The organism is Streptomyces sp. NBC_01431 (genome assembly GCF_036231355.1).
In the GTDB taxonomy this organism is placed as follows: Bacteria; Actinomycetota; Actinomycetes; order Streptomycetales; family Streptomycetaceae; genus Streptomyces.
The window spans coordinates 3,113,686-3,128,575 of record NZ_CP109496.1; the positions used below are offsets into that span (position 1 = coordinate 3,113,686).

General features: G+C 71.6%; 14 protein-coding genes. 7 read left to right on the forward strand and 7 right to left on the reverse strand.

Annotation, left to right across the window (positions count from 1 at the left end; all coding sequences use genetic code 11):
- Nucleotides 1-70: 70 nt before the first annotated feature.
- From OG522_RS14145 to OG522_RS14160, 4 genes are all read right to left on the reverse strand, one after another.
- On the reverse strand, nt 71-1,549 hold the full coding sequence (locus OG522_RS14145) for a GntP family permease (RefSeq protein WP_329463338.1): 1,479 nt from the start codon (nt 1,547-1,549) through the stop codon (nt 71-73).
- A 147-nt stretch (nt 1,550-1,696) separates the two neighbouring features.
- The gene (locus OG522_RS14150; RefSeq protein WP_329463339.1) at nt 1,697-2,110 is read right to left on the reverse strand and encodes a RidA family protein; all 414 of its coding nucleotides are present in this window, start codon (nt 2,108-2,110) and stop codon (nt 1,697-1,699) included.
- Nucleotides 2,107-2,907, reverse strand: a complete 801-nt coding sequence (locus OG522_RS14155) for an IclR family transcriptional regulator (RefSeq protein WP_329463340.1) — start codon at nt 2,905-2,907, stop codon at nt 2,107-2,109. Before OG522_RS14155 ends, OG522_RS14150 begins: the two co-directional genes overlap by 4 nt.
- The gene (locus tag OG522_RS14160) at nt 2,904-4,073 is read right to left on the reverse strand and encodes a sugar kinase (protein WP_329467582.1); all 1,170 of its coding nucleotides are present in this window, start codon (nt 4,071-4,073) and stop codon (nt 2,904-2,906) included. Before OG522_RS14160 ends, OG522_RS14155 begins: the two co-directional genes overlap by 4 nt.
- A gap of 139 nt (nt 4,074-4,212) precedes the next feature.
- Here OG522_RS14160 and OG522_RS14165 point away from each other — a divergent pair, with 139 nt between their 5' ends.
- On the forward strand, nt 4,213-5,505 hold the full coding sequence (locus OG522_RS14165; RefSeq protein WP_329463341.1) for an amino acid deaminase: 1,293 nt from the start codon (nt 4,213-4,215) through the stop codon (nt 5,503-5,505).
- A 131-nt stretch (nt 5,506-5,636) separates the two neighbouring features.
- The gene (locus tag OG522_RS14170; RefSeq protein ID WP_329463342.1) at nt 5,637-7,238 is read left to right on the forward strand and encodes an N-acyl-D-amino-acid deacylase family protein; all 1,602 of its coding nucleotides are present in this window, start codon (nt 5,637-5,639) and stop codon (nt 7,236-7,238) included.
- Here OG522_RS14170 and OG522_RS14175 read toward each other — a convergent pair.
- Together OG522_RS14175 and OG522_RS14180 are read right to left on the reverse strand one after the other, a co-directional pair.
- Nucleotides 7,171-7,515 carry an alkyl sulfatase dimerization domain-containing protein gene (locus OG522_RS14175; protein WP_329463343.1) on the reverse strand — a complete coding sequence of 115 codons (345 nt, stop codon included), beginning with the start codon at nt 7,513-7,515 and terminating at the stop codon, nt 7,171-7,173. The genes OG522_RS14170 and OG522_RS14175 overlap by 68 nt on opposite strands.
- A gap of 117 nt (nt 7,516-7,632) precedes the next feature.
- Nucleotides 7,633-9,072: a cellulase family glycosylhydrolase gene (locus tag OG522_RS14180; protein WP_329463344.1), complete on the reverse strand. Its 1,440-nt coding sequence runs from the start codon at nt 9,070-9,072 to the stop codon at nt 7,633-7,635.
- A gap of 108 nt (nt 9,073-9,180) precedes the next feature.
- Between OG522_RS14180 and OG522_RS14185 the strand changes: the two genes are divergently transcribed.
- The 4 genes from OG522_RS14185 (at nt 9,181) to OG522_RS14200 (ending at nt 11,915) form a co-directional block, all read left to right on the forward strand.
- A complete protein-coding gene (locus tag OG522_RS14185) occupies nt 9,181-9,723 on the forward strand; it encodes a hypothetical protein (RefSeq protein WP_329463345.1) in 543 nt (180 codons plus the stop codon).
- Between the two features lie 254 nt (nt 9,724-9,977).
- Nucleotides 9,978-11,189, forward strand: coding sequence for a pyridoxal phosphate-dependent aminotransferase (locus tag OG522_RS14190; RefSeq protein ID WP_329463346.1), 1,212 nt, complete (start codon nt 9,978-9,980; stop codon nt 11,187-11,189).
- 88 nt (nt 11,190-11,277) lie between these two features.
- A complete protein-coding gene (locus OG522_RS14195) occupies nt 11,278-11,661 on the forward strand; it encodes an SCO4983 family protein (protein WP_329463347.1) in 384 nt (127 codons plus the stop codon).
- Nucleotides 11,662-11,717: 56 nt separating this feature from the next.
- Nucleotides 11,718-11,915, forward strand: a complete 198-nt coding sequence (locus OG522_RS14200) for a hypothetical protein (protein ID WP_329463348.1) — start codon at nt 11,718-11,720, stop codon at nt 11,913-11,915.
- Nucleotides 11,916-12,067: 152 nt separating this feature from the next.
- Here the strand turns inward: OG522_RS14200 and OG522_RS14205 are convergent, their stop codons facing one another.
- On the reverse strand, nt 12,068-13,903 hold the full coding sequence (locus OG522_RS14205; RefSeq protein ID WP_329463349.1) for a phosphoenolpyruvate carboxykinase (GTP): 1,836 nt from the start codon (nt 13,901-13,903) through the stop codon (nt 12,068-12,070).
- A gap of 299 nt (nt 13,904-14,202) precedes the next feature.
- On the opposite strand from OG522_RS14205, the gene trhA reads away from it, so the two are divergent.
- Entirely contained in the window at nt 14,203-14,883 is a 681-nt protein-coding gene (gene trhA, locus OG522_RS14210; RefSeq protein ID WP_329463350.1) for a PAQR family membrane homeostasis protein TrhA, read from the forward strand.
- Nucleotides 14,884-14,890: the final 7 nt, after the last annotated feature.

Below are 14,890 nucleotides of genomic sequence, written 5' to 3' on the forward strand. Positions count from 1 at the left end.
CATCTCTGGTGACCTGCATCGACTGAGCTTTTCGCAACTGGCTTGTGGCTGGACCGCCAGCTGTGCCCCCCTAGATCACCAGGCTGAGCAGTGCCGTCACCACGAAGCCCGCGACCGACAGGACCGTTTCCAGGACCGTCCAGGACTTCAGGGTGTCGCGTTCGCTGATGCCGAAGTACTTCGCGACCATCCAGAACCCGCCGTCGTTGACGTGCGAGGCGAAGATCGAGCCCGCCGAGATCGCCATGATGACGAGGGCGAGGTGGGCCTGCGAGTAGTCGGCGCCCTCCACCAGGGGGACCACGATGCCGGCCGTCGTCACGATCGCCACCGTCGCCGAGCCCTGGGCGACCCGGAGCACGACCGAGATCAGCCAGGCCAGCAGGATGACGGGCAGGCCCACGTCGTTGAACGTCCTGGCCAGCGCGTCCGCGATGCCGGACGCCTTCAGCACCGCGCCGAAGACGCCGCCCGCGCCGACGACGAGCAGGATGTTGCCGACCGGCTTCAGCGACGCCGTCGAGACCGTTTCCAATGACTTGCGGGACCAGCCGCGCCGGATGCCGAGCAGGTAGTACGCGAGGAACAGCGCGATGGTCAGGGCCACGAACGGGTTGCCGAAGAACTCCAGGACCGACCGCGGGGTGCTGGGGTCGAGCGCGATCGAGGAGAACGTGGCGGCCAGGATCAGGACCAGCGGCGTCCCGATGATGGCGAGCACCGCGCCGAGCGGCGCCGGGCCCTGGTGCGGGGTGACACCACCGGCCTCCTGCTCGGCGGCGACCGCGGCCCTGGCCTCCTCGGCGGCCTCCACCATGTCCTGCGGGACCGCGACGAAGATGCGCTTGCCGATCCAGGCGGCGTACGCCCACGCGGCGAGCACGGACGGAATGCCGACGAGGGCGCCCATCAGGATGACCCAGCCGAGCGAGACGTGGAAGAGACCGGCGGCGGCCACCGGACCGGGGTGCGGCGGCAGGAAGGCGTGGGTCATCGAGAGGCCCGCGAGCAGCGGCATGCAGTACAGCAGGATCGACTTGCCGGACCTTTTGGCGGCGGCGTACACGATGGGGGCGAGGACGAAGATGCCGACGTCGAAGAAGACCGGGATACCGAAGATGAGACCGGTGAGTCCCATGGCCAGCGGCGCCCGCCGCTCGCCGAACAGGTTCAGCAGCCGGCTGCTCAACACCTCTGCGCCGCCGCTGACTTCGAGGATCGCGCCGAGCATGGTGCCAAGGCCGATGATGACGGCGACGTGTCCGAGGATGCCGCCCATGCCGCTCTCGACGGTGGAGACGGCGGCGGACTTCTGGACCGTACCGAAGAGTTCGGTGACCGACAGGCCCGCGCCGAGGCCGACGGCTATGGAGACGGCGAGCAGGGCCACGAACGGCTGGAGCCTGACCTTGATGATCAGGAAGAGGAGGAGGGCGATCCCGAGGACGGCGACGGTCAGCAGACCGGCGGTGCCGCCGATGAGGGGGAGGATGCCGCCCGTGTGGACGGGTTGTGGTGGGGCGGCGGCCGCGACAGCTTGGAACAACATGTGCCAACTCCGTTGTGCAGCAGGGGGGTTCCGGGGCAGGGGGGACCGCGGCACGGCACCCCGGCGGTCCGGGGCGCCGCACCGTGCGGCGGGTCGAGCGGTGGGGCTAAGGGCACTGCGGCGGGATTTCCTTCAAGGGGTCCGGGGTTACGCGTCCAGAACGGCCAGGGCGTCGATCTCGATGAGGAGGCCCTTGGGCAGACCGACGTAGACGGTGGTGCGGGCGGCGGCGGGGGCCTTCAGGCCCTGCTCCTCGAAGTACGCGTTGTAGATCTCGTTCATCTCCGCGAAGTGGTCCACGTCGGTGAGGTAGACGCGCATCATCATCACGTCGTCCCAGCTCGCGCCGCCCTCCTCCAGGATCGCCTTGACGTTGGCGAAGGTCTGGAGGGTCTGCTCGCGCAGGGTGGGACCGGCCGGGGTGGGCGCCTGCCCCGCCACCGCGGGCAGGAACCCGACCTGCCCGGCCACCTGGAGGATGTTCCCCTTCCTGACGCCGTGGGAGAACCTGGCGGGCGGCGTGGTGTGCGTGGAGGGGGTGATGGCGGTCTTCTCAGTCATGAACTTGTGTCCTCATGGGGGTGGTTGGGGCGGGTGGAACCCTGTGTGGAGTTGACGGGGCTTCCGGAGTACTCGCGGCTGACCGCTTCCGCGGTGCGGCGCACCTGCGGGAGCAGGGCGAGGAGTTCCTCGGCGGTGACGACGACGTTGGGCGCGGAGACCGACATGGCGGCGACGACCCGTCCGTCCGCCCCGCGGACGGGCGCCGCGACGCAGTTGATGGACTCCTCGTGGCCACCGAGGTCGGTGGCCCAGCCCTGTTCGCGCACCGCGGCCAGCTCCTTGAGGAAGGCGGCCGCGTTGGGCGTCGAACGGGACGTGTAGGTGGGGTAGTCGAGCTTCTCCGCGACGGTGCGGCGCTCGGCCTCGGGAAGGTCGGCGAGGAGCAGCTTCGCCACCGCGGCGACGGTGATCGCGACGGGCCTGCCGATCCGCGAGTACATCCGGACCGGGTAGCGGCTCTCCACCTTGTCGATGTAGAGCACCTCGCCCTCCTCGTACACGGCCAGGTGGACGGTGTGCCCGATCCGCTCGTTGAGCGCGACGAGGTGGGGGTGCGCGATCTCCCGTACGTCCAGGTTCTCGATCGCCTCCTGCGCGAGCGCGAAGAGACGGGCGCCGAGCCGGTAGCGCTGGTCCTCCTGGCGGTAGACCAGCCCGTGCTCGTGCAGGGTGCGCAGCAGGCGCAGGGCGGTGGACTTGTGCACCCCGAGCCGGTCTGCGACCTGCCCGAGGTCGGCGGGCCCCTGGGCGAGCAGCGGCAGGATGCTCAGCGCGCGGTCGACGGTCTGGCTCATGACGTACGTACCTCCTGGTCGTCCCCCGTCCACCCGGGGCCGACACGCAGTCTCCCCCAGGCGTCGTCGTCCAGGCCGACAAGCCGGTCGGCGTGCGCGCGCGGGGCGGGCGCGGTGAGGTCACCGGGCACGGTGAGCACGGCGGCGGCCATGAGGTGCCCGTGCCGGATCCGCGCCGGCACGGGCAGCCCGCGCAGGGTCCCCGAGAGGAACCCGGCGGCGAAGGCGTCGCCGGCGCCGGTGGGGGCGACGACATCGACGCGGAGGGAGGGGACGAAGTAATGGGCGTCGCCGTCGAGCGCAGGGCCCAGCCGCGCGGACCCGGTGTTCGAGGAGCGCGCGTCCCCGGGTGCCGCCGCCGGCGAGGGCCCGCACTCGGCACCCGCCTCCCGGAGGGGCTCGGGAAGGGGCGGGGTGGGGGCGCCCTCCCGCGCGAACACGGTCGCCCCGGCGACCCCCCGCTTCACCACCACCACGCCCGGCTCGGGCAGCGCCGCCCGGATGGCCTCGGCTCCACGCAGCCCCCACGCCTCCTGCGCCTCGTCCTCCCCCACGAAGACGACGTCGGCCCCCCGGGCCAGCTCAAGCAGCACCCCCGCCCCCATCCGGTCCCGCCACAGCCCCGGCCGGTGGTTGACGTCGAACGAGAGGAGGGGCCGGGCGGGGCGGCGGACGGCGAGGTCGCGCATCAGGGCGAGGCAGTCGGGGGACAGGGCGGCGGTGATGCCGGAGAGGTGCAGGATGCGTCCGGCCCACAGGTCCCGCAGCGGCACGGTGGCCGACGACATCGCGGAAGCGGCGGACCCGGCCCGGTAGTAGAGGACCTCGTGGCCCCCGGCGGCCCGGTCGTCGGCGGTGCGGAAGTAGATGCCGGTCGGCCGCACCGGGTCCCGGCGCACCGCGCTCACATCGACCCCGTACCCTCCGATCGCCGCGACCAGATGGTCGCCGAAGCCGTCCGCGCCGACCCGGCTCACCCACTTCACCGTGTGCCCGGCCGCGGCCAGCGCGCACGCCACGTTGGACTCGGCGCCGCCGATCGTCCGCTCGAAGGCGGGCACATCGGCGAGGCGGCCCGGCCGGGTGGGCAGAAAGGTGACCATGGACTCGCCGAGGCAGACGACGTCGACATCACCGGCGCTGTCGGCGGCGGCCGGGGCTGCGATGGTCACTTCTGGCTCCTCGCTGGTGGGCGGCCTGGACCGGCCATTGACCGGGCGTTGGCCCGGATGTTAGACAGCATTGAGCGGCACACGCAATGGCCGTTGCAAATAATGCAACGGCTTCGAGGAGGGCGAGGTTTCCGTGGCAGCCACCGATCGCGAACAGCGGGTCCACCGGCTCAAGAAGCTGGGCACCGAACGCGTCGACCACCGCTTCAAGGGGCTCCCGCCGGACGCGGAGGGGCTGACCGTCGCCGAGCTGGCCGCCGAACGCCGCAACCTGTTCACCGGCGGCTTCACCACGCCGGTCCTCGCGCTGTCCGCCGAGTCGGTCGAGCACAACCTCGCCCTCCTGGAGACGTACGCCGAACGCCACGGGCTGGCCTTCGCGCCGCACGGCAAGACGACGATGGCGCCGCAGCTCTTCGCCCGCCAGGTCGAGCGCGGCGCCTGGGGAATCACCCTCGCGGTGCCCCACCAGGTGCGGGTGGCAAGGGAGTTCGGGACGCGGCGGGTCTTCCTCGCCAACGAACTGGTCGATCCCGCCGCGCTGGCCTGGATCGCCGGGGAGCTGGCGCGGGACCCGGAGTTCCACTTCATCTGCTACGTCGACTCCGTACGCGGTGTCGAGCTGATGGACTCGGCGCTGCGCGGCACGGCGCGGCCGGTGGACGTGGTGGTGGAACTCGCCGCGGGCGATGGCGCGCGCACCGGGGTGCGCACGGCCGAACAGGGCGCGGCGGTCGCGGACGCGGTGGCGGGCGCGGCCACCCTGCGGCTCGTCGGGGTGGCGGGGTACGAGGGCGAGGTGCCGGGGGCCGACCCGGAGCGGGTGCGCGCCTACCTCGACCGCCTCGTCTCGCTGGCCGTCGGCTTCGACCGGGCCGGGCGGTTCGCGGGGCTCGACGAGATCGTGCTCAGCGCGGGTGGCTCCGCGTGGTTCGACACGGTGGCGGAGTCCTTCGCGGAAGTACCCCAACTCTCCCTTCCCGTACTGAAGTTGCTGCGCTCCGGTGCCTACGTCTCGCACGACTCCGGGCACTACCGGAAGCTGACCCCCTTCAACCGGGTCCCCGACGAGGGCTCGCTCCAGCCCGCCTTCCGGCTCTGGGCGCAGGTCGTCTCGCGGCCCTCCCCCACACAGGCCTTCGTGAACGCGGGCAAGCGGGACGCGGCGTACGACCTGGATCTGCCCGAGGCGCAGGTCGTACGGGACGGGGTGACGGGGGCGGTGCGCCCGGCGGAGGGGGTCACGGTGACGGGGCTGTCCGATCAGCACGGCTGGTTGCGGACGCGGGAGGGGGTCCCACTGGCCGTGGGCGACTGGGTGGGGCTGGGGCTTTCGCACCCGTGCACGGTGTTCGACAAGTGGGCGCTGATCCCTCTCGTGGAGGAGGACGGGGTGGTGTCGGACTACATCCGCACGTTCTTCTGAGCCGGGGACGCCCCCGCCCGGGGCTCCGTCCCGGGCCCCGCTCCTCACACGCCGGAGAGGCCCGATTCGGCTGAGCCCACTCTCCCGGGACGGAACCACAAGCAGCCGTATCACCGAGAGGGAGCCACCCCATGGACCTGGTCATCAAGCGCACCCGCGTCATCGACGGCACCGGCGCTCCCTCCTACCCCGCGGACATCGGCATCGACAACGGCCGGATCGCCGCGATCCGGGGCGCCGGCCAGCCCCCGCTCACCGCCACCCGCACGCTCGACGCGCACGGACTCGCCCTCGCCCCCGGGTTCATCGACATGCACGCCCACTCCGACCTCGCCCTGCTCCGCGACCCGGACCACAGCGCGAAGGCCGCCCAGGGGGTCACCCTGGAGGTACTGGGGCAGGACGGGCTCTCGTACGCGCCCGTCGACGACCGCACTCTCGCCGAGGTACGCAAAGCCATCACCGGATGGAACGGCGACGGCAGCGACATCGACTTCGACTGGCGCACCGTCGGCGAGTACCTCGACCGCCTGGACCGGGGCATCGCCGTCAACGCCGCCTACCTCGTCCCGCAGGGCACCGTGCGGATGCACGCCGTCGGCTGGGACGACCGGCCCGCGACCCCCCAAGAGCTCGACCGCATGCGCCAGTTGGTGGCCGAGGGGCTGGAGCAGGGCGCGGTCGGCATGTCGTCCGGGCTGACGTACACCCCGGGCATGTACGCCCGCGACGCCGAGCTGACCGAACTGTGCCGCGTCGTCGCGCGCTACGACGGCTATTACTGCCCCCATCACCGCTCCTACGGCGCCGGCGCCCTGGAGGCGTACGAGGAGATGGTGCGGCTGGCCCACGAGGCCGGGTGCGCCCTGCACCTCGCCCACGCCACCATGAACTTCGGTGTGAACAAGGGCCGGGCGCCCGAGCTGCTCGCGCTGCTCGACAAGGCGCTGGCCGCCGGGGCGGACATCACACTCGACACGTATCCGTACACCCCCGGATGCACAACCCTCGTGGCGATGCTGCCCAGTTGGGCGAGTGTCGGCGGACCCGAGGCCGTTCTCGCGCGGCTCCAGGACGACGACACCGCCGAGCGCATCCGGCACCACATGGAGGCGGTCGGTGCGGACGGGTGTCACGGGGTGCCCATCGACTGGGGCGCGATCGAGATCTCCGGCGTCAGCCACCCCGGGCTCGTGGGCTGCGTCGGCAAGACCGTCGCCCGGTCCGCCGCCCTGCGCGGAGAGGCGCCCTGGGCCACCGCTCGCCGGCTGCTCATCGAGGACGGGCTCGGCTCGACCATCCTCCAGCACGTCGGCCACGAGGAGAACGTCCGGACGATCATGCGGCACCCGGTGCACACCGGCGGCAGCGACGGCATCCTCCAGGGGGACAAGCCCCACCCGCGCGCGTACGGCACGTTCCCGCGCTATCTCGGGCACTACTCACGGGAGTTGGGGATCCTTGCGCTGGAGGAGATGGTCGCGCACCTCACGGGCCGGCCCGCCGCCCGGTTGCGGCTGCCCGACTGGGGCCTGGTCCGCGAGGGCTACCGCGCGGACCTCGTCCTCTTCGACCCGGAGACCGTCGCCGCCGGTTCCACCTTCGACTCCCCGCGCACCCTGCCGGTCGGCATCCCGTACGTCCTGATCGACGGGAAGTTCGTCATCAAGGACGGCAGGCGGACCGGCGTCCTGGCCGGCCGTTCGGTACGGCGTACGGGCGGGGCGCGCTGAGGGATGCCGTGGACAGGGCACGGGCCGCGGTCAGGTAGACGGTGCGCAGCGGCCCGTAGTCGGCGGAGTAGGCGAGCTGGGTGAGCGCCAGGGCCTGGAGGGCCTTCGCGCTGCGCAGGGTCGCGGCGGGCACGGCGGCCGGGTCGACGGCGGCCCCGACCACGTGGTCGAGGAGCTCGATCACCCTGTCGTAGTGCGGAGCCGGCGCGTCGTACTCGTGCTGCGCGGCGGCCAGCAGCTCTCGCCAGCGCAGCCGTCCACGGGCCCGGTCGGTCATGCGACTGCCTCCTGGGGAACGTGCGGGGCGGACGTCGAGCACGCTAGGAAGAGCCCCGCGCGCGGCACAACACCGCGCCGGCGCGGATGGCTCAATACCCGTCCCACGGCTTTTCGGTCAGGCCTTGGGGCGGATCCGCACCGAGACGCCCTGCGGGCCCGCGCCACCCGAAGTGATGTGCAGGATCCGGGACTTGGCATCCCAGAAGCCCGCGCTCGCGCCCTCCACGACGCCACCGCGGGGGAAGTCGCGGGCGGGCAGGTACACCTCGGTGTCGCCGCGCACGCCGTCCTTCGGGCGCCAGCTCACCGACAGGGTGCGGGCCGACGCGTCCCAGGCGTACGAGAGGGGGTCTCCCGCGATCGCCCTCGGCTGCGGCCGGTCGAGGACCGGGAGCAGCGGGGTCGGCCTGAGGCTCTGGTCCCAAGGGGCCCAGGATCCGGGGTCGTTGGACCAGTAGGCGGTGCCCGCGCCCATGTCCTCGGCCATGGCCCGCACCTTGGCGACATAGCGCGGCGCGCCGGGCAGCGTGATGTCGAGTCCGTACTCGCCGATGAGGACGGGGGCGCCGAGGCGGCGGGCGGTCTTCTCGGTCTGCTCGCGCCAGGATGCGAGCGTCCGGTCCACCCACCTCGCGGCGTCGCCGGTGTAGCCGGCGCCGAGGTCCATCGGGAGGGGGTAGAGGTGGGGCGCGTACGCGATCCGTGCCGCGCCGCCGTCGCCGCGGGGGTCCGTGAGGTACGGAAGGGCACTCGGCAGGCCCCAGTTGGCGCTGACGGCCTCGGGTTCCACGAAGATCCAGGAGCCGGCGTCGACCGCGCGGATCGCGGTGATGGTCTGCCGGTAGAGGGCGGCGAGCGGGCCCGCTTCGAAGGCGGGGCCCTGGACGCTGCCGCCGAAGGGCTCGTTCATCAGGTCGTAGCCGAGGACGGCGGGGTCGTCGGCGAAGCGGCGGGCGACATGGGCCCAGGCGGCGGCGTAGTGCCCGCGCAGATCACGGCTCGCCGTGCGGTTGCCCCAGAAGTTGTCGAAGGCCCGCACCGTCCCCGGCTCCAGGTACGTCAGCTCCCACTGCCCCTGCGCGGCGACCGGCAGCCCCTCCGCCTCGGTCGCCCACGCGGGCGCGCCGTTGCCCTTGACGGCGGGGCCGTAGACGTCCTGGTGCATGTCGAGCATCACGTGGTAGCCGCGCGCCCCGTACCAGCGCACGCGCTCGGCGACCTGCGCCAGGTAGTGGTCGTCGTACTCGCCGGGCCGCGGCTCCACGTTCCGCCACTGGATCAGCAGGCGTACGAAGTCGGACCCGAGCTCGTCCGCCTCGCGCTGCACGTCGGCCTCCTTGATCCAGGGGAGGCCGTCGGGGCGGGACTTGGCGCTGCTCGCGGTGTTCAGGCCGGTCAGGACGAGGGCGCGGCCCTGGTCGTCGGTGATCCAGCGGTGACCGGCCGCCGTGCGCACGGGCGGGGCCTGCGGCGGCCCGACCGCCACGAGGAGGGCTGCGGCCATCGCCACGACCGCACCCGTCACCGTCCACCCGATCGCCCGCCATTGCCGCATGGCGGGACCCTAAACGCTCCCTCCGTCATTCAACACCCCTGTTCACGGCCTTAGTTGAGCATTGTTCAGCATCTTCTCAACAGCCTCCGCGTGCCCTAGGGTCCGGCCATGCGTCTGCCCGGAATCGAGCGGGCGGCGGCTGCCGTCGCCGGAGTCTGCCTGCTGCTCGCACTGCTCCTCGGCCTCACCCCGCTGCGGACCGCCTTCACCGCGCACGAGGGGATGACCTTGGTGCCGAGCGCACTGGGGGTGCCGTTCGCGCTGCCCGCGCTGCGCGCGGTGCCGTTCGGAAGTACGGGGTGGACGCCACTGCTGTGCGAGGACTTCGCGGTGGCGGTCCTGGTGGCGGTGGCGGTGGTGCGCGTGCGCCGCCACGTACGCCGCCACCGGCGAGCGGGCCGCCTGCGCCGGCTCCTGGCCGGCTGGACCGCCCTGATCGCGGGAGCGGCGGCGGCCGGAGCGTGGCGCGGTATGGTCACCGCCCGCATGGTCGAGTCGGGCCCGGCGGGGTGGGTCGGGTACGTGGTGGTGGGCGCGGCCTTCGGGGCGGTGTGGGGGCTGGTGCTGGGGTGGCTGACGGGGGTGGCGGCACTGGCGGCGGGCAGCGAACAACCCCGGTCGGCGGCCGGATCCGGTCCCGGCGGCGACTGAGGAGCGGGGGCCGGAGTCAGCGCCCGGCACCCGGGGGAAGCCGCGAAGCGTCACGCCAAAGGGGCGGGGTGGGGAAGATCTCATCCCCAGGGCCCCGGCACCCAACATCCAAGCCCCACGACCCCCGCCACCCGCCCTTCCCCTGCCCCGAGGGCAACCCGCACATTGCGATGGAAGCCGGCACCAACTCCCCCGCACGGCCGCCCGGCGTAAAGCCGAGGCACCCGGCGAAACCCGCCCGTAAGGTTGCCGTCATGCAGGTGATCCAGTCGACGAAGCTCGCCAATGTCTGTTACGAGATCCGGGGCCCGGTTCTTGAGGAGGCCATGCGCCTGGAGGCGCAGGGCCACCGCATCCTCAAGCTGAACACGGGCAACCCCGCGGCGTTCGGCTTCGAGTGCCCGCCGGAGATCCTGGAGGACATCCTCCGCAACCTGGCGGGGGCGCACGGGTACGGCGACGCGAAGGGCCTGCTGTCCGCGCGCCGCGCGGTGATGCAGCACTACCAGACCAAGGGCATCGAGCTCGACATCGAGGACGTCTACCTCGGCAACGGCGTCTCCGAGCTCATCCAGATGTCGATGCAGGCGCTGCTCGACGACGGCGACGAGGTGCTGGTCCCGGCCCCGGACTACCCGCTGTGGACCGCCTCCGTCTCGCTCGCGGGCGGCACCGCCGTGCACTACCGCTGCGACGAGCAGGCCGACTGGATGCCCGACCTCGCCGACATCGAGCGCAAGGTCACCGACCGCACCAAGGCCATCGTCATCATCAACCCGAACAACCCGACGGGTGCGGTGTACGACGACGAGATGCTGCGCGGTCTGACCGAGATCGCCCGCCGCCACAACCTGGTCGTCTGCTCCGACGAGATCTACGACCGCATCCTGTACGACGGGGCCACCCACACTCCGACCGCGGTGATCGCGCCGGACCTGATGGTCCTCACGTTCAACGGCCTCTCGAAGAACTACCGGGTGGCGGGATACCGCTCCGGCTGGCTCGCGGTGTGCGGGCCGAAGGCCCACGCGTCCTCGTACATCGAGGGCCTGACCATCCTCGCCAACATGCGGCTGTGCGCGAACATGCCGTCCCAGCACGCTGTGGCCACCGCGCTCGGCGGCCGGCAGTCGATCGAGCAGCTGGTGCTGCCGGGCGGGCGGCTGCTCGAACAGCGGGACACGGCGTACGAACTGCTCACGCAGATCCCCGGCGTCACCTGCGTCAAGCCGAAGGGCGCGCTGTACCTCTTCCCGCGGCTCGACCCGAACGTCTACAAGGTCAAGGACGACCGTCAGATGGTCCTGGACCTGCTCCGCGCGGAGAAGATCATGGTGGTCCACGGGACCGGCTTCAACTGGCCCGAGCCGGACCACTTCCGGATCGTCACGCTGCCCTCCGCGAAGGACCTGGCGGACGCGGTGACCCGGATCGGGACGTTCCTCGACGGCTACAGCCAGATGTAGCAAGCCGTGTACCACATTCTGGGCCCGACTCAACTTTAGACAGAATCTAAGCTAGGATGGCTTCCTGAGACACCCAGGAGGCCATCCCATGTACGAACCGATCCGGACCAAGTCGGTCCACACGGTGGCCGCCGACAGCGCCCGCATCCCGCACCGCTCCCGCGAGGAGGAGCTGGACATCCAGCTCGCCGGACACCTCTCCGCGCTGCTCGCCGTCACCGACGAGCTCGGGCTCACCGAAGCCGGGGACGCCATCGCACGGCAGGTCGCCCGGCTGCGCGGCGGTCTGCCGCCGGTCCGTCACGCCGGGCTCAGCCGTGCCGACGCCGACGCCCTGCACGCCCGCGCCCACGCGCTCGCGGGCCGCGCCCTGGTCGTCGCCGCCTCGCGCGCGGACACCGCCGCCGCGATCCTCGCGGCCGAGCGCATGGACGCGCACGCCGCCGCCGGCACCCTCACCGCCGCCTCCTGAGCGGCCCTTGATCGGCCCCGGTCCGCGAGCCGTGGAGGTCCGCGGACCGGGAGCCCTTGTTCCACCTGCCCCGCCAGGGCGCCTCCTGGAAGACGGCGCGCGGCCCCCGCCCGTCCCGTGTCGAGCAACTCCCCGCCGCCGCCTGCGACATGGGCATGTTCACCCCTGAGCTGCCGAGGGGCCGGTACGCCACGGACCGTGCGGTCGTCCCCCTTCGCGCCGCCCCGCAACGCGACCGGCCCCCGGAGCCGTGAGGGGACTCCGGGGGCCGGTCGGCACGCGGCGGGTCGGGGGATGACCCCACAGGTCAGGGCGGACGTCGGTCCGGCCCGCCGCGAGGCCCCCGGCCACGGCCGCACCAGCACAGGCGGCCGGCCGCGACCGGGGGGTGTTCGGGGGTGGGCGGTCAGCCCAGGCGGGAGACCAGCGCGCGGTACTGGTCCCACAGCTCCTTGGGCGCGTGGTCGCCGAAGGTGTTGAGGTGCTCGGGCACCAGCGCCGCCTCCTCGCGCCAGACCTCGGTGTCGACCTTGAGCAGGAACTCCAGGTCGGCCTCCGGCAGGTCCAGGCCGTCGGTGTCGAGGGACTCCTTCGTCGGCAGGATGCCGATGGAGGTCTCGACGCCCTCGGCCTTGCCCTCAAGGCGCTCCACGATCCACTTCAGGACGCGGCTGTTCTCGCCGAAGCCGGGCCACACGAACTTGCCCGCGTCGTTCTTGCGGAACCAGTTCACGTAGTAGATCTTCGGCAGCTTGGCGGCGTCCCCCTTTGCCGCGGCGCGTTCGCCGACCTTGACCCAGTGGGCCATGTAGTCGCCCATGTTGTAGCCGCAGAACGGCAGCATCGCGAACGGGTCGCGGCGCAGCTCGCCGACCTTGCCCTCGGCCGCGGCGGTCTTCTCCGAGGCGACGTTCGCACCCAGGAAGACCCCGTGGTTCCAGTCGAAGGACTCGGTGACCAGCGGCACCGCGGAGGCGCGGCGGCCGCCGAAGAGGATCGCCGAGATCGGCACGCCCTTGGGGTCCTCCCACTCCGGCGCGATGGTCGGGCACTGCCCGGCCGGCACGGTGAAGCGGGCGTTGGGGTGGGCGGCCGGGGTGTCGGACGCGGGCGTCCAGTCGTTGCCCTTCCAGTCCGTGAGGTGCGCGGGCGCCGTCTCGGTCATGCCCTCCCACCACACGTCGCCGTCGTCGGTCAGCGCGACGTTGGTGAAGACGGAGTTGCCCCACAGCGTCTTGATGGCGTTGGCGTTGGTGTGCTCACCGGTGCCGGGCGCGACGCCGAAGAAACCGGCCTCGGGGTTGATCGCGTACAGCCGGCCGTCCTCGCCGAACCGCATCCAGGCGATGTCGTCGCCGATCGTCTCGACCTTCCAGCCGGGGATCGTCGGCTCCAGCATGGCGAGGTTGGTCTTGCCGCAGGCGCTCGGGAAGGCCGCGGTGACGTACTTCGGCTCGCCCTGCGGCGGGGTCAGCTTCAGGACGAGCATGTGCTCGGCGAGCCAGCCCTCGTCGCGCGCCATGACGGAGGCGATGCGCAGCGCGTAGCACTTCTTGCCGAGCAGGGCGTTGCCGCCGTAGCCCGAACCGTAGGACCAGATCTCGCGCGACTCGGGGAAGTGCGAGATGTACTTGGTGGTGTTGCAGGGCCACGGCACGTCCGCCTCGCCCTCGGCCAGCGGCGCGCCGAGGGTGTGGACGGCCTTGACGAAGAAGCCGTCGGTGCCGAGCTCGTCCAGGACGCGCTGTCCCATGCGGGTCATGGTGCGCATCGAGACGGCGACGTAGGCGGAGTCGGTGATCTCGACGCCGATCGCGGAGAGCGGCGAGCCGACCGGACCCATGCAGAACGGGACGACATACATCGTGCGGCCGCGCATCGAGCCGCGGAAGATCCCCTTCTCGCCCGCGAAGACGTCCTTCATCTCGGCGGGGGCCTTCCAATGGTTGGTCGGGCCCGCGTCCTGCTCCTTCTCGGAGCAGATGAAGGTACGGTCCTCGACCCGGGCGACGTCACGCGGGTCGGAGGCGGCGTAGTACGAGTTGGGGCGCTTGGCCTCGTCGAGCTTCTTGAAGGTGCCCTTGGCGACGAGCTCCCCGCACAGGCGCTCGTACTCGGCCTCGGATCCGTCGCACCAGACCACGTTGTCCGGCTGGGTCAGTTCCGCGATCTCGTTGACCCACGAGATCAGTTCCTGGTGCTTGGTGGGGGCTGAGAGGGGAGCCGCGATATCGCGCGCCACGATCGCTCCTTGATGAGGGTCTTTGGACGGGTTTGACGTACTTCTTCATTGCCGCCCCGTGGGGGCTGCGACCCGGATGCTTGACCCCTTGGTTCCTGTTGGCGCTCATCCGGTGCCGACCGCACTCATCTGATCTTCCGCGCCGTTCGCCCATATGTCCAGGGGGCCTCTCACGTGAGCATCACCACTTACCGCCTCCTTAACAGCCATTTGCCGTTCACTTACCGGATGACCAACGGACGCTGCGTAACACGCCGTACCTATCCGTAACCTACGGGTCCGTAGGTAGCATTCGGACCATGACTGATCAGGTGATGGCACCGGCTATCGACCCGGTGACACAACAGGTGAAGCCGAAGCTGCGCGGCTGGCTGCATGCGGGAATGTTCCCCGCCGTACTGATCTCGGGCCTGGTACTGACCGCCCTGGCGGGTTCCACCAAGGCCCGGATCGCCTGCGGAATCTACGTGCTGACCGCCTGCCTGCTCTTCGGCGTCAGCGGCCTCTACCACCGGGGCAACTGGGGCCCGCGCGGCGAGGCCATCCTGCGCCGCCTCGACCACGCCAACATCTTCCTGATCATCGCGGGCACCTACACCCCGCTCACGCTGCTCCTGCTGCCCGGCTCCACCGGCCGCGTCCTGCTGTGGGCGGTGTGGGCGGCCGCCGGAGCCGGCATCGTCTTCCGGGTGTTCTGGATCAGCGCCCCGCGCTGGCTCTACACCCCCTGCTACCTGGCGATGGGCTGGGCGGCCGTCTTCTTCCTGCCCGACTTCATGCGGACCGGCGGCATCGCGGTGCTCGTCCTGGTGATCGTGGGCGGGCTGCTCTACAGCGCGGGCGGCGTCATCTACGGGATGAAGCGCCCGAACCCGTCGCCGCGCTTCTTCGGCTTCCACGAGGTGTTCCACTCACTGACCCTCGCCGCCTTCGTCGTGCACTACGTCGGCATCTCCCTGGTGGCCTACCAGCACGGATGACCTCGAA

Coding starts and splice junctions, on each gene's coding strand:
- OG522_RS14175 (WP_329463343.1), bottom strand. CDS start 7,515: ATGACCGACCGGGCCCGTGGACGGCTGCGCTGGCGAGAGCTGCTGGCC.
- OG522_RS14145 (WP_329463338.1), bottom strand. CDS start 1,549: ATGTTGTTCCAAGCTGTCGCGGCCGCCGCCCCACCACAACCCGTCCAC.
- OG522_RS14150 (WP_329463339.1), bottom strand. CDS start 2,110: ATGACTGAGAAGACCGCCATCACCCCCTCCACGCACACCACGCCGCCC.
- OG522_RS14180 (WP_329463344.1), bottom strand. CDS start 9,072: ATGCGGCAATGGCGGGCGATCGGGTGGACGGTGACGGGTGCGGTCGTG.
- trhA (WP_329463350.1), top strand. CDS start 14,203: ATGACTGATCAGGTGATGGCACCGGCTATCGACCCGGTGACACAACAG.
- OG522_RS14185 (WP_329463345.1), top strand. CDS start 9,181: ATGCGTCTGCCCGGAATCGAGCGGGCGGCGGCTGCCGTCGCCGGAGTC.
- OG522_RS14170 (WP_329463342.1), top strand. CDS start 5,637: ATGGACCTGGTCATCAAGCGCACCCGCGTCATCGACGGCACCGGCGCT.
- OG522_RS14195 (WP_329463347.1), top strand. CDS start 11,278: ATGTACGAACCGATCCGGACCAAGTCGGTCCACACGGTGGCCGCCGAC.
- OG522_RS14155 (WP_329463340.1), bottom strand. CDS start 2,907: ATGAGCCAGACCGTCGACCGCGCGCTGAGCATCCTGCCGCTGCTCGCC.
- OG522_RS14190 (WP_329463346.1), top strand. CDS start 9,978: ATGCAGGTGATCCAGTCGACGAAGCTCGCCAATGTCTGTTACGAGATC.